The following is a 19887-nucleotide window of genomic DNA, read 5'->3' as shown; positions in this document are numbered from 1 at the left end:
AAATATTTTTGTTTTTTAAGGAATGAAGAAAAAGAGTATAGGTTTTATTATTGGTTTAATGGGATTTGCACTTTTAGGTGTAATGTCCATGCAGTTGTATTTTTTGAGGCAATCTTATCAGATGCAATCCGATCTTTTTGACCGTTCAGTTAATGATGCGTTAAATAATGTGGTAAGCAAGTTGGTAAAGCGCGACGCTCTTAATTTTTTAAATAAAAAGGCGCAGATATTCGATCAACAATTTAAACCGGGGAATATTGCAAACCACCGTTCATTTGTAAATAATACTGAAAATAGTACGATAAAAACTTTTATTACCAAGCCAGAAAAAAGAAAACTGACTGCACGCGAACGGAGATTGAATTTGTTGCGTGATAGCCTTAAAAAAGTAATACTAAGCAACAAACTGGATGAAGAGTTTTTTAATATGGCCCAGGCAGGCGAATTAAATCTTCATTTCAGGTATGAAGAGTATACAGATGAATTTGGCAATATTCATCAACGTATGACTGACCCCAAAATAGTGAGGGGCCCGGCTAATCCGGCATTTACAAAAAAGCCTACCAAACTGCACAAGTACGATACTTTATTGGTTGATTATATCGACCCGCAATTTGGTAAACAGGTAATACCCGTAGTGCAGATAAATCCGTTTTGGGTACATGAACAGGATCGCAAAAAAAGCGAGCGCAGATTTAACGAAGTAAAGAAAATGCTCGAAGATGATTCGCTGCAAAATATACAGAAAGGTGGTAAAGCTAACGTAATTGAGAACCTGGCAGATGAATATCAGAAATCAAATGAGCCGTTGAAGAAGCGTCTTAGTCCGTTTTGGATTGATTCGCTGCTACGTTTTGAACTTCATAATAAAGGAATCTTTCTGCCTTTCGATTACTCGGTAAGTACTTTTAATAGTGATTCGCTGATTTTCACAAGTACCACCTATACCAGCGATGAAAAAGCAGACTTTATACCGGCTAACACTTACCAGGTGTCTATCTTTGGTAAGCAGGTGATCAGTGACCCTGGTAAGATCAAAATATCTTTTCCTAAAAAGAATTCTCTGATCCTTACCAGAATGACGGCCTCAATGGCTACTTCAGGAGCGCTGCTGTTAGTTCTGATTATTTGTTTCGGATACACTATTTTCTCTATCATCAGGCAGAAAAAAATATCTGAAATGAAAATGGACTTTATCAATAACATGACCCACGAGTTTAAAACACCGGTATCAACCATCATGATCGCCAGTGAAGCATTGAGGGATAAGGAGATTGTTGAAGATAAAAGTCGCGTTGCAAGACTCGCTAATATTATATTCGAAGAAAACCAACGATTAGGCAATCACATAGAACGTGTATTGAATATTGCCAGGATAGAAAAGAATGATCTGAAACTGGATATAAAGCAGCTGGATGTTAATGAGATGGTGACTACAGTGCTCGATAGCATGGCGCTTAAATTACAAAAGCATAATGTTATCGCTCACCTCAACCTCGATGCTGAAAAGGCAATGATCGAGGCTGATGAACTTCATTTTTCAAACGTGCTTTATAACCTGATCGATAATGCTATAAAATACAGTCCCGAAGTGCCGGAGATTACTATCAGCACATTCAATAAGAATGGTGAGGTAGTTATCCGTGTAGCAGATAAGGGGATAGGCATGAACCGTGACCAGCAGACCAAAATATTTGAACAGTTCTACCGTATCCCGACAGGCAATTTGCACGATGTAAAAGGCTTTGGTTTAGGATTAAGTTATGTTAATACCATCGTAAAGAAGCTTAACGGTACTATAAGCGTTAAATCAGAAAAAGAAAAAGGCTCGGAGTTCGAACTAAAATTCCACTCGGCATAAACCACATAGCATGAAAAAAATATTATTAGTTGAGGATGATCCGAACCTTGGTTTACTTTTACAGGATTACCTGCAGCTAAAGGGAAAATTTGAAGTTATTTTATGCAAGGATGGTGAAGAAGGCCTGAAAACATTTACCAGGCAAAACTTTGATCTGCTGATACTGGATGTAATGATGCCAAAAAAGGATGGGTTTACTTTAGGCAAAGAGATCAGGAAATTTAACGCCCATGTGCCTATTATTTTTGCTACCGCAAAGGGTATGATTGAGGATAAGACACAAGCCTTTAATCTTGGTGGGGATGATTATATTACCAAACCCTTCAGGATAGAGGAGCTTTTACTGCGGATAAATGCCTTATTGAAGAGGGTGAACAACAGTGAGAAAAGCGAAGAAGAAAAACAAACCCATTTTAAAATTGGCCGGTACAGCTTTGATTACACCTCGCAGATGATATCTGCAGGCGACGCGCAACAAAAACTATCTACAAAAGAGGCTGAACTGCTGCGTTTACTTTGTCTCCGTAAGAATGAGGTGCTCACACGCGAGGAAGCCCTGCTCAATATCTGGCACGATGATAACTACTTCAATGGTCGCAGTATGGATGTTTTCCTGAGCAAGATTCGTAAGTATCTGAAAGATGATCCAAGTGTGGAAATTATTAATGTGCACGGCAGGGGATATAAGTTGCTGATTAATTAAGGTCTCACCTAAGAGCTTAATTCCGTTCTGGATTGATGGCGTATTTTTATTGTCCAGACTCGTTTCGAAACCACAGTCTATGCAACAAGTTTGTTAATATGAGGTTGGAGTAATTTAGCTTAAAATAGATAAGTTTGTTTATCTCAATCAAAACTGATCTGAAATGAAAAGAAAACTACTTTTTTCCAGCTTATTAATTGCCGGAATAGCGGGTTCTGTTTTTGCACAGGAACCTGTAGACCAGGCAGCGGTTCAAAAGATCCGCGATGAAGGCCTCAACCGTTCAAAAGTAATGGAAACCGCCTTTTACCTTACCGATGTTGCCGGTCCGCGACTGGCCGGGTCTCCGGGCCTTAAACGCGCCCAAAACTGGGCGGTTAACCAATTAAAAAGTTGGGGCTTAGCTAATGCCAAACTGGAGCCATGGGGTAAATTTGGTAAAGGCTGGGAAGTAGAGAAAAACTATGCTGCTATTACAGTTCCATATTATCATGCTATCATCGCCATACCAAAAGCATGGACATCAAGTACCAACGGCCAGGTAAAAAGCGATGTGGTATTAGTAAAAGCTGATAGCATCACCGACCTGAACAATTACAAAGGCAAACTGGCCGGTAAAATTGTGATCATTGACAATAATACCAAGCTGACCCGCAGCACCAAACCGGATCTTGCACGATATACTGATGCAGAACTGGAAGAAATGGCTAAGGCGACGGCTCAGCCAAATCAGCGCCGGGCAATGGACCGTAATTCACCACAGTTTATTGCCATGCAAAAAACACGTGCTTTACGTGCTGCCATGAACACTTTCTTTGAGAAAGAAAATGTAAGCCTTATACTGAGCATGGCACGTGGTACCGATGGTACGGTATTTACTACCAATGGTGCATCTTATGCGGATACTGCTAAGGCAGCTCTGCCTGAACTGGAAACCAGCGGCGAAGATTACCAGCGTATACTGCGTTTGTTAAAAGCCGGGCAAAAAGTAGAGATGGAAGCTGACATAAAAACCCAATTCTTTACTGACGACTTGCAGGGATATGATGTAGTAGCTGAAATACCTGGAACTGATAAAAAATTAAAAGATCAGGTAGTGATGATAGGCGGGCATCTTGACTCATGGCACGGAGCAACTGGTGCAACGGATAATGCCGCAGGCAGCGCTGTAATGATGGAGGTAATGCGCATATTAAAAGCGATCGACTTTAAACCCAAACGTACTATTCGTATCGCTTTATGGAGTTCAGAAGAGCAGGGCTTGTTCGGCTCACGCGGATATGTGCTTAATCACTTCGGTGATCCTAAAACAATGGAATTAAAACCCGAACAGGCAAAAATTTCGGCATATTATAACCTGGATAACGGGACGGGTAAAATAAGAGGTATCTACCTGCAGGGCGATTCATCAGCCGGACCGGTTTTCAAGCCATGGTTTGAGCCTTTTAAAGATCTTGGTGCAAGTACTATTACCATCAGAAATACAGGAGGAACTGATCACCAATCATTTGATGCAGTAGGTATACCGGGCTTCCAGTTTATACAGGACGCTATGGACTATGGCACACGTACGCATCACAGTAACCAGGATACTTATGATCGCCTAAGTGAGGATGACCTGAAACAGGCGGCAACAATAGTTGCTTCATTTGTTTATAATACCTCGCAGAGACAGGAAATGATACCAAGAAAAGAACTTCCGAAGGCGCAAGGAACCAACTAGGAATAAAAGTAGGTTTTAAATGAAACTCCCGCTAAAAACGGGAGTTTTTTTATTGAAAAAAACTAAGGCGTTAGTTGCTTTTTATGTTTTTATTAATAACTTAGATTAACCAATTAGATCAGTGCAGAATAACCAGACTTCAGAATCTTATAAAATCATGGAAATAAAAGAATTAACCCGCGCGGAAGAGCAGATAATGCAGGTATTGTGGCAGCTAAAAAAAGGGTTTGTGAAAGATGTGATCGATACTTTGCCCGAGCCAAAACCGGCTTATAATACAGTATCCACATTTATCCGTATCCTCGAAACAAAAGGTTTTGTAGATCATACCGCATTCGGAAAAAGCCATGAATACTTTCCGATCATCAGTAAAGAGCAATACCAGGGATTTGCTACAGAAAAATTATTAAGCGGATACTTTGATAATTCAGTGAAGCACATGTTTTCTTTCTTTGTAAAAAAGGAGAAAATTGACTTGAAGGAAGCCGACGAAATCATGAAGCTGATTGAAAAACTTAAAGAAAAATAAGCAATGAGCTGGTGGCAATATTTATTACTGGTAAACCTTTACCTGGTATTGTTTTACGGGTTTTATACATTGTTGCTTCGCAGGGAAACCTTTTTCCATCTTAACCGCATTTACCTCGTATCATCAGCTTTATTATCATTTTTTATACCTGTTATACATTCGGATTGGGTAAAAAATCTATTTATTACCCAGAAGGTACAGCATACCATTGCACTTTATAGTGCGCCTATAATGGTTTATCATATTAAATCAATTGAAGAACATCATTTTACTATCGGACAAATATTGACGATCGTTTACTCATTAGGTGCAGCGGTCCTGATCATTAAGTTTATCTGGCAATTAGTATCACTTAAAAAGGTAATAGATGAACCCGAAGAGTCTGGCGCTTTTTCTTTTTTTAAGAGTATCAGATTAGGAACAAACTCAGGCGATCAGACTATAATAGTAGCGCATGAACAGGTACACGCAGATCAATGGCATTCTGCAGATGTGATCCTGATAGAGATCGTGGCAATTATTAACTGGTTTAACCCTGTCGTATATTACTACCGGTTCGGAATAAAACACATTCATGAGTTTATAGCAGACAGGCGGGCATTGGATGATGGAGTTGATATAGCAGAATATGCGATGCTGTTGCTTAGTCAAACTATAAAAGCGCCCACTCATCAGCTGGTAAATCCATTTTTTAACCATAGCTTGCTGAAGCAGCGGATCATTATGCTTCAAAAGAATCGTTCCCATTATATTTCATTATTAAAGTACTGCCTGCTTGTACCCTTATTTGTTTTAATGTTGGTACTATCGTCGGTTACTATAAGCAAAAGCAAAACGATTAGATTGATCAATAAAAAAATTGAAGAGATGTTCTCGACACCTGCTACGTCAGTTAAAACTGTAATTGTCAATAGGCCCGCACCTCCTGTTCCTGCTGCTAACATTATTAAGGATTCCGTAGAAAGCACATTTACGCTTGCCGAAGACAAAGAGCCAAACAAAACAGAGGAAGATCATACCTTAATGACGGTAGAAGTGATGCCTGAATTTAAAGGCGGAATATCTGAATTCTATAATTTTTTGAGCAAAAACTTACAATATACTGATGCCATGCTTCAAAAAAATATCCAGGGTAAAGTATTTATTTCGTTAACGGTTGAGAAAGACGGCTCACTCACGGATATAAAAGCAGTAAAAGATATTGGCGGTGGTGCAGCGGCAGCGGCTATACGTGTACTGAAATTGTCCCCCAAATGGGAGCCGGGTTATCAAAATGGGCAAAAGGTTAGGGTAAGATATACGCTCCCGATAAATTTTACAATTGTAAACGGAACTTTGAAGGATACTGCATCAGCAATTGTAAGTAATAAGGAGTCATCTGATTACAAGCCTGTTTATACTGCCGCCCCAAAAGACACAGTTAGAACCACCGGCACTACGATTATAGGGTTGGATACCCAAATGAATCCTTTATTTGTTTTGGACGGAAAAGAAATAGCTAATCTAAATAACTTAGATCCCAATACTATTGAATCACTTAGGTTAGTAAAAAGCAGTCCTGAGATTGATGGCTACGTTGATTTATATGGTAAAAAGGCATTGAATGGAGTTGTGGTTATTAGCACAAAAATTTCAGCCCAAAAGTAATTTCTGATTCATCAGCAGGTTATGTATTCCATTAATTTAGTCATTTCTAAAAGTTTTATATTTATACAAAATAAACCCTCATCACATGAACTGGAAACTCATATTTCAATTATCGGTCTTTGGATTGATAATGGCTTTTGGCACTATATCTCTAATTCCGGAAAAGATTGAACCTGTTTTTTGGGTGATGATTTTTATCTTTTGTGCCTACATCATTGCGAAAAGAGCTAGCAAAAAATACTTTTGGCATGGCTATTTTCTGGGCTTGTTTAATTGTGTTTGGATCACCGCCGCTCATTTTGTTTTTTATAACACCTATATTACTCATCATACAAGTGTGTTAAAAATGTCTCAGCAGTACCCAATTTTCCCTACGCATCCGAAAATAGATATGCTGATTATTGCCCCTTTTATCGGGATAATATCGGGTATTATAATCGGTCTTTTTGCGTTTATTGCTTCATTAATTATGAAGAAAAAGGTCGCAATTCAATAAATATTGGGGCTGATTTGATGAGCCGGGGCTATCTATGGATAGGTTAACAGCTCTTTTATTGTAAAAGCTTTAAGTTTGAGTTGTAAACTTTAGAATAAACATTAATTTTGCGCTATCAACATATTAAAAAGATGAAACCCTTTATATCAACATCAACTTACGGATTTTTAAACTACGTTGTCGCTATAACATTAATGGCGTCACCATGGCTGTTTGGCTTTTCACATGTGGGCGGTGCGTCATTGTTTCTGCCGCTGATATTTGGCTGGCTGCAATTGATCATGGCTATTTTCAGCAAACATAAATTCGGTTTCATGAATGTGTTCCCGGTGTCTATGCATTGCTTTATTGATGTAGTTGGCGGCTCTTTCCTGATGGCTTCACCTTTTGTTTATGGTTATTCATCACATGTATTTTTGCCACAATTATTGTTAGGAGGCCTGGTATTTTTCCTTGGAATATTTACTAAGCAGTCTCCTTTTACAGATGCACCTGAACATGTGTTTGGCGATGGCTTAACGACTAGCACAAGCGATGTAGACGAGCCAATGGCACACTAATAAGCAATTATCGAAACGACATAAAAAAAGCAGATATGAAGAATATCTGCTTTTTTGTTTTATAGTTACCTGGTCACCTATCGCATCTGTTAACGATGCATTTTAGGATTAAAAGCAATAAGGTGCCTTATATTTTTGTGAATAGCTGAATTTGGGTCGAAGCCATATTCCTCTTTATTTAGAGGAAGCGTCAATTTATCTTTTACCATTCTCAGAAACTCAAATAATACTTCCTGTGCCGGATGCGCAGAGATAGTAGGATAATAGTCCTTTTCGATTTTTGTCTTTTCCTGGTCGGTAACCAAACTGAATTGCCAGCCTTCCTGGTTATTAAAACCAAATTCACTTGCACAATTTTTTAGATCATACACATATTCTTTTGCCTGGAACTCTAATGTTTTAATCGTCATGTTTTCTATTTTTTCTTTTCTGGTAAGTCCATTCTTGATGAAGAAGATTTCCCTGTCTGATAATCAGAAGGCGCTTTTTTGCCAAGCGGATTAGCGGGTTTCTTCTTGTCTTTAATCATTTTTCGGTCTTTGCTCATGGTTATACTATTTAAGATCTATTTTTTCACAGCTCAACAGCTTGAAAATCAAAGTATTTATGTGGTCAATTTAGAAAGTAGGAAAGGATTACCGTAGCAGTATAAAGCGGGCCTTTGCAGACTATAAAGTCGATTTCTGGTAAGGTAAGCTTTAAATTGCGGTTGAAAGAAGATTAACAGGAATATATTTTTTTAGTGCCTGTAAAAATTGCACTAAATAAAAAAGGGAGTCGGTTTTAAAGCAACTCCCTTTTTGGTTAAAATATTCTCCTTTAAAACAGCATTTCCGGCGGAGGGGTTACACCTTTCAGACGCAGATAAACCACTGCCTGCCCGCGGTGATGTGTTTGATGCTCAAATGCTTTATTGATTAAAACATATTTGGGTAATTCTTTTCCGCCGCCTTTTACAGTTTGCTGCAGTTGCTCCACGGACATACCTTGCAACGCGCTGATCACGTAATCATAGCTATCCATTACTGCTTTTGTAGTCGCGTCTTTTGTTTGTGCAATAGTTTTCTCTGCAGATACCTTACCAAGCGGATTTGGTTTGCCTGTTGCAGCGCCAACTAATCCATAATTGCCATCAGTAAGGTGCAGCATTTGGGCGGCGAATGTCCTCATTTCAGGGGTTGGTTTAAAGGCATAGCCATCCTCTGGCATTGCATCTAAATATTTTTTGGTGTATTCTTTTGCCCGTTGCCAGTCGGCAATCATCTGGTCTTTACTTCCCTGGGCGCGTACCGTAACGCAAGTAAAAACTGTTACCAGTAAGGTAAATAGTAGGGTTAGTTTTTTCATGATTTTAATATTTTAGGTTTGATTTATATATCTAAGTTAGAGAATATTTTACCGAATAAGACAGCGTGGATTTGGAAAGGTAATGTTGAGTTATAATAGGCAAGGAATACGGTTTATCTATAACTGTTTATTACTAATTTCTACGATATTTTCTTGTTTGCTCAACAAAGCGATAGCCTGCGGCAATGTAGTTCGAAGGATTTCACACATAATTGCATTTGAAGTATTACCGCACGTTATCCATATTAATTTTGGCGGTACTCCATGTAGTTCAATTAGTTTGACAAAATCCTGATCTTTACTCATAAGTACAACATCGGCTTCCCGCGCTTGTAGAAATATCTCATAATCTTTGGCATCTCTTAAACCTAAGGAACGTAGAGATCTTGCAGACAGTTCAGGAAAATTAGTATTTATCCATGCAGCTATAAAAGGGGATAACTGCGCATCTACCCAAATGGTCATGCAGCTATAATGGCGTGGTCAAGTTTACTTCCTGCATATTTTAAAGCGGCTTCAATATCGCCAGGCTCAAGATCTGGAAGTTCTTGTAGTATTTGTTCTTGTGTCAGACCCGAAGCAAGAAGATCAAGTATATCAACAACGCGAATTCGCATACCTCTTATGCAAGGCCTTCCTCCGCATTGTGCAGGATCAGTAGTGATGCGTTCTCTCCAGTTGTTCATATACAAATATACATAATTTGAAGAAAATTATAATGGTACACGTCTTTACAAAAAAGCCCCGCTTTTCAGCAGGGCTCACACACATTAACCATTATAAAACTGAGCATAATAGCCAATTTTACTAATAGCTTGCTTCTTTACGTTTTCACACTGCTACGGGCAGTCTTTCTTTTCAGCTATTAAGAGCAACCCATAGAGTTGCCGCAGTTTAAACATTTATAGCAAGTGCCAGAACGTATAGTTGTATGACCGCATACGTTGCATGATGGTGCATCGCTTTGCACACCCATGCTCAGGTCAAGGCTCAGACCTTGTTTCTTGCTACCGGTATTTGCTGTTACTTTTTCAGGAGCAGGCTGGTAAACATTGCTGGTATCAGGATTGATGTCCTCATCTTCCATTTGCGGGTTGCCTATTACACCTTTTTGTTCAGTTATAACATGTACAAGGTCGGTGCGGTCAAGATATTCATAACCCAGCATCCTGAAAATATAATCGATAATAGAAGTCGAGCTCTTGATGTTAGCATGTCCTATCACCATACCTGCAGGTTCAAAACGGGTGAAAGTAAATTTCTCTACGTATTCTTCAAGTGGTACGCCGTATTGCAAACCAACTGACACAGCGATAGCAAAGCAGTTCATCAATGAACGGAAAGTTGCACCTTCTTTGTGCATATCCACGAAGATCTCGCCCAGTGTACCATCTTCATATTCACCTGTGCGTACAAATACAGTTTGCCCGTCGATGCTGGCTTTTTGAGTATAGCCACGGCGTTTGTAAGGCAGGCTCTTCTTTTGTACCACTCTTGACAACTGGCGCATAAAGTTCGTGTCCTTTGATTTTTCCATGATCGCTATTGCAGCTTCGATCACTTGCTCAGAGGTAAGGTCACTTAGCTTAACATTAGCTGCCTCGCCCAAAACTTCTTCAACAGAATCCAATTTATCTTCCGCATCTTCTTTCTTATCTGATTTGGTTGATAATGGCTGAGAAAGTTTGCAGCCATCGCGATAAAGTGCATTAGCTTTTAACCCTAATGTCCATGAAAGTTCGTAGCAATCTTTTATTTCTTCCACCTTAGCCTCATTTGGCAGGTTGATGGTTTTTGAAATAGCGCCGGATAAGAAAGGCTGCGCCGCTGCCATCATTTTGATGTGGCCATGAGCATGGATATAACGCTCGCCCTTGGCTCCGCATTTGTTAGCGCAGTCAAATATCGGGTAATGCTCGGTTTTTAAATATGGAGCACCCTCAAGGGTCATGGTACCACAGATGTATTCGTTGGCTTCAGCAATTTGTTTTTTGGTGAACCCTAATGAACGCAATACATTAAAATCAGATGCATTATATTGATCGGAGGTTAATCCCAAACGTTTCAAACATTCTTCGCCTAAGGACCAGATGTTGAATGCAAAGCTGATCTCAAATGCAGATACCAAACCTTTATCCAGTTTTTCCAATTCATCACTGGTAAAGCCTTTTGCTTTCAGCGTGTCCACATTAATATGTGGTGCACCTATTAAACTTGCAGAACCTTTTGCATAATTTACTATGGCAGTAACTTCATGCTCCTGGTAACCCAGGTTTTTCAAAGCCTCAGGTACAGCCTGGTTGATGATCTTGAAATAACCACCACCTGATAATTTTTTGAATTTAACCAAAGCAAAATCAGGCTCAATACCTGTAGTATCGCAATCCATTACTAAGCCGATAGTGCCTGTTGGTGCAATAACAGTAGTTTGTGCGTTGCGGTAACCATATTGCTCACCCATTTCAACAGCCTTGTCCCATGCATTGCATGCTGCTGAAAGCAGGTAATCCGGGCAATATTTTTGGTCGATGCCCGGAGGATGGATTTCCAGGTTTTCGTAGTTCTCGGTTGAATTATATGCCGCATAACGATGGTTACGCATTACACGCAGCATGTGTTTTTTATTTTCTTCGTAACGGCTAAACGGACCTAACTCACGAGCCATCTCTGCTGAAGTGGCATATGCAGTACCGGTCATGATAGCGGTAATTGCACCACCAATAGCACGTGCTTTATCGCTGTCATAAGGAATACCGTTTACCATTAAGGCCGAACCTAAGTTGGCATAACCCAAACCAAGTGTGCGGTAATCATATGAAAGTTGTGCCACCTCTTTTGAAGGGAACTGCGCCATCAATACTGATATTTCCAGTACGATGGTCCAGATACGGCATGAATGCTCAAAGCCTTTTACATCAAAAACGCGGGTATGTTCATTAAAATAATGAGCCAGGTTAATTGACGCCAGGTTACATGCAGTATTATCCAAAAACATGTACTCGGAGCATGGATTAGAAGCATTGATACGGCCACCTTCAGGGCAAGTATGCCACTCGTTGATGGTGCTGTCATACTGTATACCCGGATCGGCACAGGCCCATGCTGCAAAAGCGATATCGTCCCACAATTTTTGGGATGAGATGCTTTTTACAACTTTGCCATTCATACGGCCTTTCAGTTCCCAATCTTTTCCTTCACGCAATGCATGGAAGAAGTTGTTAGGTACACGAACAGAGTTATTTGAGTTTTGACCAGATACGGTACGATAAGCTTCGCCTTCATAGTCTGAAGAATAGCCAGCCGCTATTAAAGCAGCAACTTTCTTTTCTTCTTCAACTTTCCAGTTTACGAATCCTTCAATTTCAGGGTGGTCCAGATCAAGACAAACCATTTTGGCGGCCCTGCGGGTAGTTCCACCCGATTTGATAGCGCCTGCGGCGCGGTCACCTATTTTAAGGAATGACATTAAGCCTGAAGAATAGCCTCCGCCTGATAATTTTTCATTTTCACCACGGATCTTGGAGAAGTTAGTACCTACGCCTGAACCGTATTTGAAAATACGTGCTTCACGAACCCAAAGGTCCATGATACCGCCTTCATTAACCAAATCATCTTCAACTGACAGGATGAAGCATGCATGTGGCTGAGGGCGTTCGTAAGCTGAAGTAGATTTACTTAATACTTCGGTAATAGGATCAACATAATAATGCCCCTGCGGCTTGCCAGTGATGCCGTATGAGGTATGTAAGCCGGTATTGAACCACTGCGGAGAGTTTGGTGCAGCCAGCTGACCAACAATAGTGTACACGATTTCGTCATAAAATATTTCGGCATCTTTTTTTGATGCGAAATAGCCATAACGCATTCCCCAGTCTTTCCAGCAATTAGCCATACGGTGGGCAACCTGCTTAATGCTTTTTTCAGAACCGGTTGTACCATCAGGCTGCGGAACCATTGCCTTGCGGAAATATTTTTGCGCCAGGATATCGGTTGCTACCTGCGACCATGAAGCCGGTACTTCAACGTCATTCATTTCAAATACAGCGTCACCTGATGGGTTGCGTATTACCGAAGAGCGCTTCTCGTATTTGAATAGATCATATACGTTCTTTCCTTCTTTGCTAAAGTATCTGTCAACCTTTAGCCCTTTTCCGCCCGGAGCGGTTGCTTTTTTTGAAATGTGTTTGCCCATATCTATGTGTATTATAAGTTATTATATTGTTAAAAAATCCTTAGGGGTTTTTAATCAAATTTATTATTCTCATTAACGCTATTCAATTCAGAGTTTTCCACAACGTGTGAAGTCAAAGCTTATTATTATAAATAACACGTTGTAAGCATTTGTTTAACAGTTGGTTGCGTTTGTTGAAAACTAAAAAATGCAAAAAATATCAAACTTTTTCGCTTAATTTTGTTATGTTATTCGATTAAAAAACCAATACCTTTTAATTAAAATATAATGTCAGTTAAAGAATGTCGGAGCAGGCGCTGAAAAGACATTATTTATCGAAAAAATTAAATAATAATTAAACTAAAATAACGTTTTTTTCTCTTTAAAACAAGACATCAAAGGTTACGGAAATGAGGAAGATGATAGAAATTTACTGGGAATACTACTTTGTAAACCTTGATAAGTTGTTTATAAAAGTATGCCAGGCGGAAGTCTATTAAGGAGTTTGCAGTTTGGAGTGGGCAGTATGCAGCTTTTAAAATTTACTGCATACCGTACTCGCTATATTTAAGAAGTCTTGTACTGCTAACTGCGTACTGAAAACTGTCAACTGTTACTCAACAACACTCACTTTAAGCATATTGGTTTTGCCTTGTTTGGTGATTGGCACCGAAGCGGTATTAATGATTACATCACCTGCTTCGATCAGATTTTCTGATTTAAGTATTTCATTCACATCACTGATAGTTTGATCGGTACTTTCAAGTTTATCATAATAAAACGCTTTTACACCCCAAACAAGGCTTAGCGCATTCAATAAGTTTTTGTTGGATGTAAAAATGTAAGTGCTTGCTTTTGGCCTGTGGCTTGATATCTGGAAAGCTGTATAGCCGGATACCGTCATAGAAACGATCCCGCAAGCATTAGTGTGTTCGGCCAGGTAAACTGCCGAGCCGCATAAAGCATCGCTTAAATAATTAGCTGGTACTGGTGGTGTCTCTGGTTCAATAGTAGTATTATAGGGATATCCTAATTCTTCAACATTCCTTACAATTTTCGCCATTGTTTCAATAACAATGACCGGGAATTCGCCAACTGAAGTCTCACCGCTTAGCATTACTGCATCTGCGCCATCCAATACAGAGTTGGCCACGTCATTTACTTCAGCGCGCGTTGGGCGGGGAGTAGTGATCATTGACTCAAGCATCTGAGTAGCAACAATTACCGGTTTTGAAGCCGCACGGCATTTACGTGCGATCATCTTTTGCAATAAAGGCACTTCTTCAAGCGGCATTTCAACACCCAGGTCACCACGGGCCACCATTACGCCGTCTGTTGCAGCAATAATGCCATCAATATTATCAATAGCTTCTGGCTTTTCAACTTTAGCAATTACTCGTGCTGCTTTACCGCTGCGTGCAATAATGCGTTTCAACTCAACAATATCTTCAGCCGTACGAACAAATGAAAGGCCTATCCATTCCACATCATTTTGTAATGCAAACTCCAGGTTTACCAGGTCTTCTTCGGTCAAACTTGGGATAGATACTTTGGTATTAGGCAGGTTAACACCTTTACGCGATGTTAATATACCACCATGTACTACTTCACAAAGCACGCTGTCTTTTCTGTTGGTCTCTATTACGCGCATCTGTATTTTCCCGTCATCCAATAAAATGATCTCATTGGGTTTTACGTCCTGTGGGAAAGTATCATACGTGATATATATACGGTTGTCATCACCAATGCACTCGTGCGTAGTAATATTTATCTGCGTACCGTTAATCAAGTGAATACCGCCATCTTTTACCAATCCTATACGAATTTTCGGGCCCTGCAAGTCGGCAAGGATACCTACGTTTATTTTATATTGTTCGTTTATTTCACGAATAGTATCAATGGTTTTTTGGTGGTCTTCGGCTTTTCCGTGCGAAAAATTGAGGCGGCATACATTTACACCAGCCTTTATCATAGCTAATAAAGTATCTTTATTAGTTGATGCAGGACCCATTGTGGCGACAATTTTAGTACGGTTGTAGGATAATTTCATATTTATCAGGTTTAAACGGGGTCTGTTTTTCTATTTGTGAAAAAATAGTGTAATTGATACACTTCTAAAATTTGGCGCTAAAATAAAAGATTTTCGCGTGATTTAATTTTTTTTGGATCAATCTTTACGGCTGCAACAATTTCGGGTATCCTATTAAGCGCTGTTACAAGCTTTTCCAGGTCGTCATCGTCGATATAATTCTTTATCATTAAAAAATAATCTGCCCTTCGCATTTCGGGCACAAGGTAGCCATCTGATCCTTTATTAGCTATAAAATAAAAATCTGTTTCGCTGGCTTCCCAATGATATTGGTATAGCGAGAAGAATACCGGCTCTGATCCCTGCAGAATATCCACCTCAAGATCAGCGCTTTTCGAAAAATTGAAGTTTAAATATTTATTAATCAGGCAGCAAATACGATAATCTTTTAGCGAAGTTGTGATAGCAATTAACACAAAATCAAGATCGATCTCAAACTTTAAAGTTTTCCTGTTCAAAATCACTACTTTTACACCGCCAAAAATACAAATTGAAACCCTAGCAATAAAATATTGTTACTTGTATAATACAAAAGTTTTTAGATTTGATATTTGATAGATTTTATTTTTCTTTGCACTGAATTTTTATTAATCATTAAACTATAAAGAGTATGTCTGATATCGCTTCAAGAGTAAAAGCTATTATCGTAGAAAAATTAGGTGTTGACGAAAGTGAAGTAACACCTGAAGCTAGCTTCACCAATGATCTTGGTGCTGACTCGTTAGACACCGTGGAATTAATCATGGAGTTTGAAAAAGAATTTAACGTGGCTATTCCTGACGATCAGGCTGAAACTATAGGTACAGTAGGTCAGGCTATCGCTTACCTTGAGAAAAACGTTAAATAGAACTCCCTAATTTTTCTAAATGGAGTTTAAAAGAGTTGTAATAACCGGGCTTGGAGCACTTACTCCAATTGGCAACAGCGTTCCTGAATATTGGAACTCGTTGATAAATGGGGTGAGTGGCGCAGCCTTGATCAAAAGTTTTGATACCACTAATTTCAAAACCAAGTTTGCATGCGAAGTAAAAAACTTTGATGCAGATGCTTTTTTGGGCCGTAAAGACGCCCGCAAACTTGATCCGTTTGTACAGTATGCCTTATTCTCAACAGAGGAAGCTGTAAAAGATGCAGGTTTAGATTTTGAAAAGCTGGATACCAACCGTATCGGTGTGATATGGGGATCAGGTATCGGCGGTTTAAAAACCTTTTTAGACGAGGTGGTTAACTTTGCCAAAGGCGATGGAACACCACGTTTTAACCCATTCTTTATTCCGAAGATGATAGCAGATATAGCTCCTGGCCATATCTCTATCAAATACGGTTTACGCGGGCCAAACTTCACTACGGTATCCGCATGTGCATCGTCAAACAATTCGCTTATTGATTCATTTAACTATATCCGGTTGGGTAAAGCTAATATGTTTATAAGCGGGGGCTCTGAAGCGATCATTAATGAAGCAGGTATCGGTGGTTTTAATGCCATGCATGCTTTATCAACCCGCAATGATGATCCTGCTACAGCATCGCGTCCGTTCGATCTCGACCGTGACGGTTTTGTAGCCGGTGAAGGTGCCGGGACGATCATTTTGGAAGAATTAGAACATGCAAAGGCACGTGGTGCAAAAATTTATGCTGAAATGGTTGGCGGAGGCATGAGTGCTGATGCTTATCATATGACAGCCCCTCATCCTGACGGGCTTGGCGCAGCATTAGTAATGAAAGCAGCACTGGAAGACGCAGGTTTAAAGCCTTCTGATATAGATTATGTGAATGTTCACGGAACATCCACACCCATTGGTGACCCTCAGGAAGTTAAAGCGATAATGGATACTTTTGGCGATGATATTTATCGCATTAATATCAGTTCGACCAAGTCAATGACGGGCCACTTGCTGGGTGCCGCAGGCGCTGTTGAGGCTATTGCCGCTATATTAGCTACCAAATACGATATTATACCACCAACCATCAATCACTTTACTGATGATCCGGCTTTTGACCCTAAAATAAACTTTACGTTTAACACCGCTCAGAAAAGAGTAGTGAAGGTAGCACAAAGCAATGGATTTGGTTTTGGAGGACATAACGCTTCGGTAATATTTAAAAAGTACGAAGATTAAGTATATTGAATGCCAATTAGACGGTTTTATAAGCTTTACTTATCGCCCAATAGAAAATACGTAAAATCATTAAAGAATTTGCTCGGTTTTGTACCGGGCAATTTGTCTTTATACAGGCTGGCTTTTCGCCATAAATCTGTCGCTCAAAACGTAAAAAAAGGGGTTAAAAATAGTAATGAGCGCCTTGAATTTTTAGGGGATGCCGTATTGGGTAGTGTGGTGGCTGAAGTGCTTTTTAAACTTTATCCCTATGAGGATGAGGGGTTTTTGACTGAGCTTAGGTCGAAAATTGTAAACCGGGTAAATCTTAACCAATTAGCACGTAAACTTGGCTTCGACCAGTTGATCCAATATGATAACCGCATGGTGAATACTACACGCCAGGGCTCATTGCTAGGGGATGCGTTTGAGGCTTTAGTTGGGGCTATTTATTTGGATAAGGGCTACGATTTTACCAAGAATTTCCTTGTAAACCATATCATCAAATCGCACATTGATATCCACCGGCTTGAGCAAACAGAAACCAATTTCAAGAGCAAGCTGATAGAATGGTGCCAACGCCACGGTAAGGATATTACCTTTGAATTGATTGAGAACAAAGACGGCGAGAGCAACAAACTTTTTACCGTACAGGCCAGCATTGATGGCGAAATCATGGGCCAGGGCAAAGAATTCAATAAAAAGAACGCCGAAAAATTGGCCGCTGAAAAGGCTTGCGAGGCACTATCTATTTAATTTCAGATTTTTTGCTTTTGTTGATTTTTTTTAATGGTGCTCAAGGGCTTCGCCGTTTCGGATGTTCGATTTCGGATTTATTTTTTCAAATCTTTACTAATCAAACAAATCCTGAAATCGTGTCAATATAACTTCTGCAATTTCGCTTCCGGCCTGTTTTTATTTTTCTCGTAGTAGGCAAATTCTTTTTTGATGTATTGTATTAACTGGTAATCGTTCCATTCCTTCATATCCTCATAGGATGGTCTGTAGGTTACCATAAATTTATCGAGTTCATCATCTTGCAGCTTGGTAATGCTTTTTACCAGTTCCTTAGTGTATTTTTTATCAACCACGTTAGCTTCCTGTTCGCCCTTTGCAAATTCAGCAAAGTGTCTTGCTTGCCCGGGGGTTTTGCCAAAAAGATTATAAAGTCCGGTTAAAGGGGAATTTACAAATTCCCAAAAGGGAAGCGATTTGCCATCATTATAAATTCCTTCACTATGGTATTCTTTCATCATGTCATTTAATTCCTGCTTCTGTGATTTCTCCCTGATGGTTACCTGGTTAAGTTCTACCACCGGTTGCATATAAATAATGAGGTCATTATTGTTAAGGACTACTATTTTTTGCGGGGTGTAATTGTTTCTGGTGATCAGCAAGGTATCGCCTACAGAGGCTTTAATATTAAAGCCACCCAGTTCATCACTCATCATCAAAGTTTGGCTTTTCAAATCAGTTACCAGGGCCTGGGATATTCTTTCGGACGAGCTTTTCTTAAATACAATACCCTTGATATTTAAAACTTGCTGTGCAAAGGCAAAGCCTTGCAGGCAAAAAAGCAAAAAAACAGCACCTAATAATCTTTTAGTAAAGCACATTTCTGCAAAATTAGACAATGTATAACGCAAAAAGTGTAAAAAGATGTTAAAGGTGTCCGAAAGTCGGTAAGTCCGAAGTCCGCAAGTTAAATCTTTCGGACTTTCCGACTTTTGCGGACTTTCCGACTAAAAATCTATCTTTGCACATGATAAAATCAATGACTGGGTATGGCATTGCCAGTTTTGACTCGGGCAGTACAAAATATACTGTAGAGATCAAATCCCTGAATAGCAAATTTCTCGAACTGGCGCTTCGTATCCCAAGATCATTTTCAGAAAAAGAATTCCAATTGCGTAATGAATGCAACAAGCAAATAGAACGCGGTAAGGTTAGCTTATCTATCAATGTTGAGCAGGCTGATTCAATTGTGAAAGCTGCCGGAATCGATACGGCATTACTCAAAAACTACTATAATCAGCTAAAAGCTGTTAGTACTGAGTTGGGCGAGCCAGGAGGTAATTTATTGCAATTAGCACTTGGTCTGCCAGAAGTAGTGAAGTATGATGAAGATACGGTATCAGAAGAAGAATGGAAGATCGTTGAGAAAACATTTCACCAGGCTTTAGCAGCGTTTCAGCAATTCAGGACTGATGAGGGTAATGTGCTGGAGCAGGATGTTAAATACCGTATCGGTGTCATATTGAAAAACCTGGAACTAGTAGAAGTAGAGGAGCCTAAACGCATTCCATTGATCAGGGAACGACTTAACCAGTTTTTAACAGAAGCTATAGGTCGTGAAAGTATCGATCAGAATAGATTTGAGCAAGAGTTGATCTACTACATTGATAAGCTGGACATTACGGAAGAAAAAGTGCGTTTAAAAAGCCATTGCGACTATTTTGTTGAGACACTGAAAAATGCAGATGCCAATGGTAAAAAATTAGGGTTCATTTCGCAGGAAATTGGTCGCGAAATAAATACACTCGGCTCAAAAGCTAACGATGCCAATATCCAGAAACTGGTAGTAGGCATGAAAGAAGAGCTTGAAAAAATAAAAGAACAATTACTGAATGTTTTATAGTCACTTGTCATTGGTCATTAGTCA

The 19887-nt window shown here is 39.6% G+C and carries 20 protein-coding genes; 11 read left to right on the top strand and 9 right to left on the bottom strand.

Annotation, left to right across the window (positions count from 1 at the left end):
- The first annotated feature begins 22 nt into the window (after nt 1–22).
- The 7 genes from ACPPVU_RS24275 to ACPPVU_RS24245 all read left to right on the top strand — a co-directional run bounded on the left by ACPPVU_RS24275 (nt 23) and on the right by ACPPVU_RS24245 (nt 7519).
- Nucleotides 23–1861 carry a sensor histidine kinase gene (locus ACPPVU_RS24275; protein ID WP_426669323.1) on the top strand — a complete coding sequence of 613 codons (1839 nt, stop codon included), beginning with the start codon at nt 23–25 and terminating at the stop codon, nt 1859–1861.
- 10 nt (nt 1862–1871) lie between these two features.
- The gene (locus ACPPVU_RS24270; RefSeq protein WP_426669322.1) at nt 1872–2564 is read left to right on the top strand and encodes a response regulator transcription factor; all 693 of its coding nucleotides are present in this window, start codon (nt 1872–1874) and stop codon (nt 2562–2564) included.
- A 163-nt stretch (nt 2565–2727) separates the two neighbouring features.
- The gene (locus ACPPVU_RS24265) at nt 2728–4287 is read left to right on the top strand and encodes a M20/M25/M40 family metallo-hydrolase (RefSeq protein ID WP_426669321.1); all 1560 of its coding nucleotides are present in this window, start codon (nt 2728–2730) and stop codon (nt 4285–4287) included.
- Between the two features lie 157 nt (nt 4288–4444).
- A complete protein-coding gene (locus ACPPVU_RS24260) occupies nt 4445–4816 on the top strand; it encodes a BlaI/MecI/CopY family transcriptional regulator (RefSeq protein WP_426669320.1) in 372 nt (123 codons plus the stop codon).
- A 3-nt stretch (nt 4817–4819) separates the two neighbouring features.
- Complete coding sequence (locus ACPPVU_RS24255) at nt 4820–6463, top strand: energy transducer TonB (protein WP_426669319.1); 1644 nt, start codon at nt 4820–4822, stop codon at nt 6461–6463.
- Between the two features lie 130 nt (nt 6464–6593).
- Entirely contained in the window at nt 6594–6959 is a 366-nt protein-coding gene (locus ACPPVU_RS24250) for a hypothetical protein (protein WP_426669318.1), read from the top strand.
- A 131-nt stretch (nt 6960–7090) separates the two neighbouring features.
- Nucleotides 7091–7519, top strand: a complete 429-nt coding sequence (locus ACPPVU_RS24245) for an SPW repeat domain-containing protein (RefSeq protein ID WP_426669317.1) — start codon at nt 7091–7093, stop codon at nt 7517–7519.
- A gap of 89 nt (nt 7520–7608) precedes the next feature.
- Here the strand turns inward: ACPPVU_RS24245 and ACPPVU_RS24240 are convergent, their stop codons facing one another.
- The 8 genes from ACPPVU_RS24240 to ACPPVU_RS24205 form a co-directional block, all read right to left on the bottom strand.
- Entirely contained in the window at nt 7609–7929 is a 321-nt protein-coding gene (locus ACPPVU_RS24240; RefSeq protein ID WP_426669316.1) for a hypothetical protein, read from the bottom strand.
- Nucleotides 7930–7934: 5 nt separating this feature from the next.
- Nucleotides 7935–8066, bottom strand: a complete 132-nt coding sequence (locus tag ACPPVU_RS24235) for a hypothetical protein (protein WP_426669315.1) — start codon at nt 8064–8066, stop codon at nt 7935–7937.
- Between the two features lie 272 nt (nt 8067–8338).
- On the bottom strand, nt 8339–8866 hold the full coding sequence (locus tag ACPPVU_RS24230) for a DinB family protein (RefSeq protein ID WP_426669314.1): 528 nt from the start codon (nt 8864–8866) through the stop codon (nt 8339–8341).
- 117 nt (nt 8867–8983) lie between these two features.
- A complete protein-coding gene (locus ACPPVU_RS24225) occupies nt 8984–9331 on the bottom strand; it encodes a DUF5615 family PIN-like protein (protein ID WP_426669313.1) in 348 nt (115 codons plus the stop codon).
- The gene (locus tag ACPPVU_RS24220) at nt 9328–9552 is read right to left on the bottom strand and encodes a DUF433 domain-containing protein (protein WP_426669312.1); all 225 of its coding nucleotides are present in this window, start codon (nt 9550–9552) and stop codon (nt 9328–9330) included. Before ACPPVU_RS24220 ends, ACPPVU_RS24225 begins: the two co-directional genes overlap by 4 nt.
- A 179-nt stretch (nt 9553–9731) precedes the next feature.
- On the bottom strand, nt 9732–13058 hold the full coding sequence (locus tag ACPPVU_RS24215) for a vitamin B12-dependent ribonucleotide reductase (RefSeq protein ID WP_426669311.1): 3327 nt from the start codon (nt 13056–13058) through the stop codon (nt 9732–9734).
- A gap of 592 nt (nt 13059–13650) precedes the next feature.
- Nucleotides 13651–15087, bottom strand: a complete 1437-nt coding sequence (gene pyk / locus ACPPVU_RS24210) for a pyruvate kinase (RefSeq protein ID WP_426669310.1) — start codon at nt 15085–15087, stop codon at nt 13651–13653.
- A 77-nt stretch (nt 15088–15164) separates the two neighbouring features.
- Complete coding sequence (locus ACPPVU_RS24205; protein WP_426669309.1) at nt 15165–15590, bottom strand: IPExxxVDY family protein; 426 nt, start codon at nt 15588–15590, stop codon at nt 15165–15167.
- Nucleotides 15591–15736: 146 nt separating this feature from the next.
- Between ACPPVU_RS24205 and ACPPVU_RS24200 the strand changes: the two genes are divergently transcribed.
- Genes ACPPVU_RS24200 through rnc form a run of 3 tightly spaced genes read left to right on the top strand, consistent with a single transcriptional unit; the run spans nt 15737 to nt 17981 of the window.
- On the top strand, nt 15737–15973 hold the full coding sequence (locus ACPPVU_RS24200) for an acyl carrier protein (protein WP_008508386.1): 237 nt from the start codon (nt 15737–15739) through the stop codon (nt 15971–15973).
- A 19-nt stretch (nt 15974–15992) separates the two neighbouring features.
- Nucleotides 15993–17246, top strand: coding sequence for a beta-ketoacyl-ACP synthase II (fabF, locus tag ACPPVU_RS24195; RefSeq protein ID WP_426669308.1), 1254 nt, complete (start codon nt 15993–15995; stop codon nt 17244–17246).
- Nucleotides 17247–17255: 9 nt separating this feature from the next.
- Nucleotides 17256–17981 carry a ribonuclease III gene (gene rnc / locus ACPPVU_RS24190; protein ID WP_426669307.1) on the top strand — a complete coding sequence of 242 codons (726 nt, stop codon included), beginning with the start codon at nt 17256–17258 and terminating at the stop codon, nt 17979–17981.
- 122 nt (nt 17982–18103) lie between these two features.
- Here rnc and ACPPVU_RS24185 read toward each other — a convergent pair whose 3' ends face one another.
- The gene (locus ACPPVU_RS24185) at nt 18104–18841 is read right to left on the bottom strand and encodes a hypothetical protein (RefSeq protein WP_426669306.1); all 738 of its coding nucleotides are present in this window, start codon (nt 18839–18841) and stop codon (nt 18104–18106) included.
- Between the two features lie 146 nt (nt 18842–18987).
- Between ACPPVU_RS24185 and ACPPVU_RS24180 the strand changes: the two genes are divergently transcribed.
- Nucleotides 18988–19863 carry a YicC/YloC family endoribonuclease gene (locus ACPPVU_RS24180; RefSeq protein ID WP_426669305.1) on the top strand — a complete coding sequence of 292 codons (876 nt, stop codon included), beginning with the start codon at nt 18988–18990 and terminating at the stop codon, nt 19861–19863.
- Nucleotides 19864–19887: the final 24 nt, after the last annotated feature.

This window comes from Mucilaginibacter sp. McL0603, assembly GCF_049992945.1.
Taxonomy (GTDB): Bacteria; Bacteroidota; Bacteroidia; order Sphingobacteriales; family Sphingobacteriaceae; genus Mucilaginibacter.
This window is presented reverse-complemented; position numbering and strand designations above follow the sequence as displayed.

Bases quoted from the DNA above. Each gene is read 5' to 3' on its own strand.
- ACPPVU_RS24225 (WP_426669313.1), bottom strand. From the start codon at position 9,331: ATGACCATTTGGGTAGATGCGCAGTTATCCCCTTTTATAGCTGCATGG.
- ACPPVU_RS24240 (WP_426669316.1), bottom strand. From the start codon at position 7,929: ATGACGATTAAAACATTAGAGTTCCAGGCAAAAGAATATGTGTATGAT.
- ACPPVU_RS24245 (WP_426669317.1), top strand. From the start codon at position 7,091: ATGAAACCCTTTATATCAACATCAACTTACGGATTTTTAAACTACGTT.
- ACPPVU_RS24185 (WP_426669306.1), bottom strand. From the start codon at position 18,841: ATGTGCTTTACTAAAAGATTATTAGGTGCTGTTTTTTTGCTTTTTTGC.
- ACPPVU_RS24265 (WP_426669321.1), top strand. From the start codon at position 2,728: ATGAAAAGAAAACTACTTTTTTCCAGCTTATTAATTGCCGGAATAGCG.
- ACPPVU_RS24180 (WP_426669305.1), top strand. From the start codon at position 18,988: ATGATAAAATCAATGACTGGGTATGGCATTGCCAGTTTTGACTCGGGC.
- ACPPVU_RS24275 (WP_426669323.1), top strand. From the start codon at position 23: ATGAAGAAAAAGAGTATAGGTTTTATTATTGGTTTAATGGGATTTGCA.
- ACPPVU_RS24200 (WP_008508386.1), top strand. From the start codon at position 15,737: ATGTCTGATATCGCTTCAAGAGTAAAAGCTATTATCGTAGAAAAATTA.
- ACPPVU_RS24270 (WP_426669322.1), top strand. From the start codon at position 1,872: ATGAAAAAAATATTATTAGTTGAGGATGATCCGAACCTTGGTTTACTT.
- pyk (WP_426669310.1), bottom strand. From the start codon at position 15,087: ATGAAATTATCCTACAACCGTACTAAAATTGTCGCCACAATGGGTCCT.
- ACPPVU_RS24255 (WP_426669319.1), top strand. From the start codon at position 4,820: ATGAGCTGGTGGCAATATTTATTACTGGTAAACCTTTACCTGGTATTG.
- ACPPVU_RS24250 (WP_426669318.1), top strand. From the start codon at position 6,594: ATGGCTTTTGGCACTATATCTCTAATTCCGGAAAAGATTGAACCTGTT.
- ACPPVU_RS24260 (WP_426669320.1), top strand. From the start codon at position 4,445: ATGGAAATAAAAGAATTAACCCGCGCGGAAGAGCAGATAATGCAGGTA.
- fabF (WP_426669308.1), top strand. From the start codon at position 15,993: ATGGAGTTTAAAAGAGTTGTAATAACCGGGCTTGGAGCACTTACTCCA.
- ACPPVU_RS24215 (WP_426669311.1), bottom strand. From the start codon at position 13,058: ATGGGCAAACACATTTCAAAAAAAGCAACCGCTCCGGGCGGAAAAGGG.
- ACPPVU_RS24235 (WP_426669315.1), bottom strand. From the start codon at position 8,066: ATGAGCAAAGACCGAAAAATGATTAAAGACAAGAAGAAACCCGCTAAT.
- rnc (WP_426669307.1), top strand. From the start codon at position 17,256: ATGCCAATTAGACGGTTTTATAAGCTTTACTTATCGCCCAATAGAAAA.
- ACPPVU_RS24220 (WP_426669312.1), bottom strand. From the start codon at position 9,552: ATGAACAACTGGAGAGAACGCATCACTACTGATCCTGCACAATGCGGA.
- ACPPVU_RS24230 (WP_426669314.1), bottom strand. From the start codon at position 8,866: ATGAAAAAACTAACCCTACTATTTACCTTACTGGTAACAGTTTTTACT.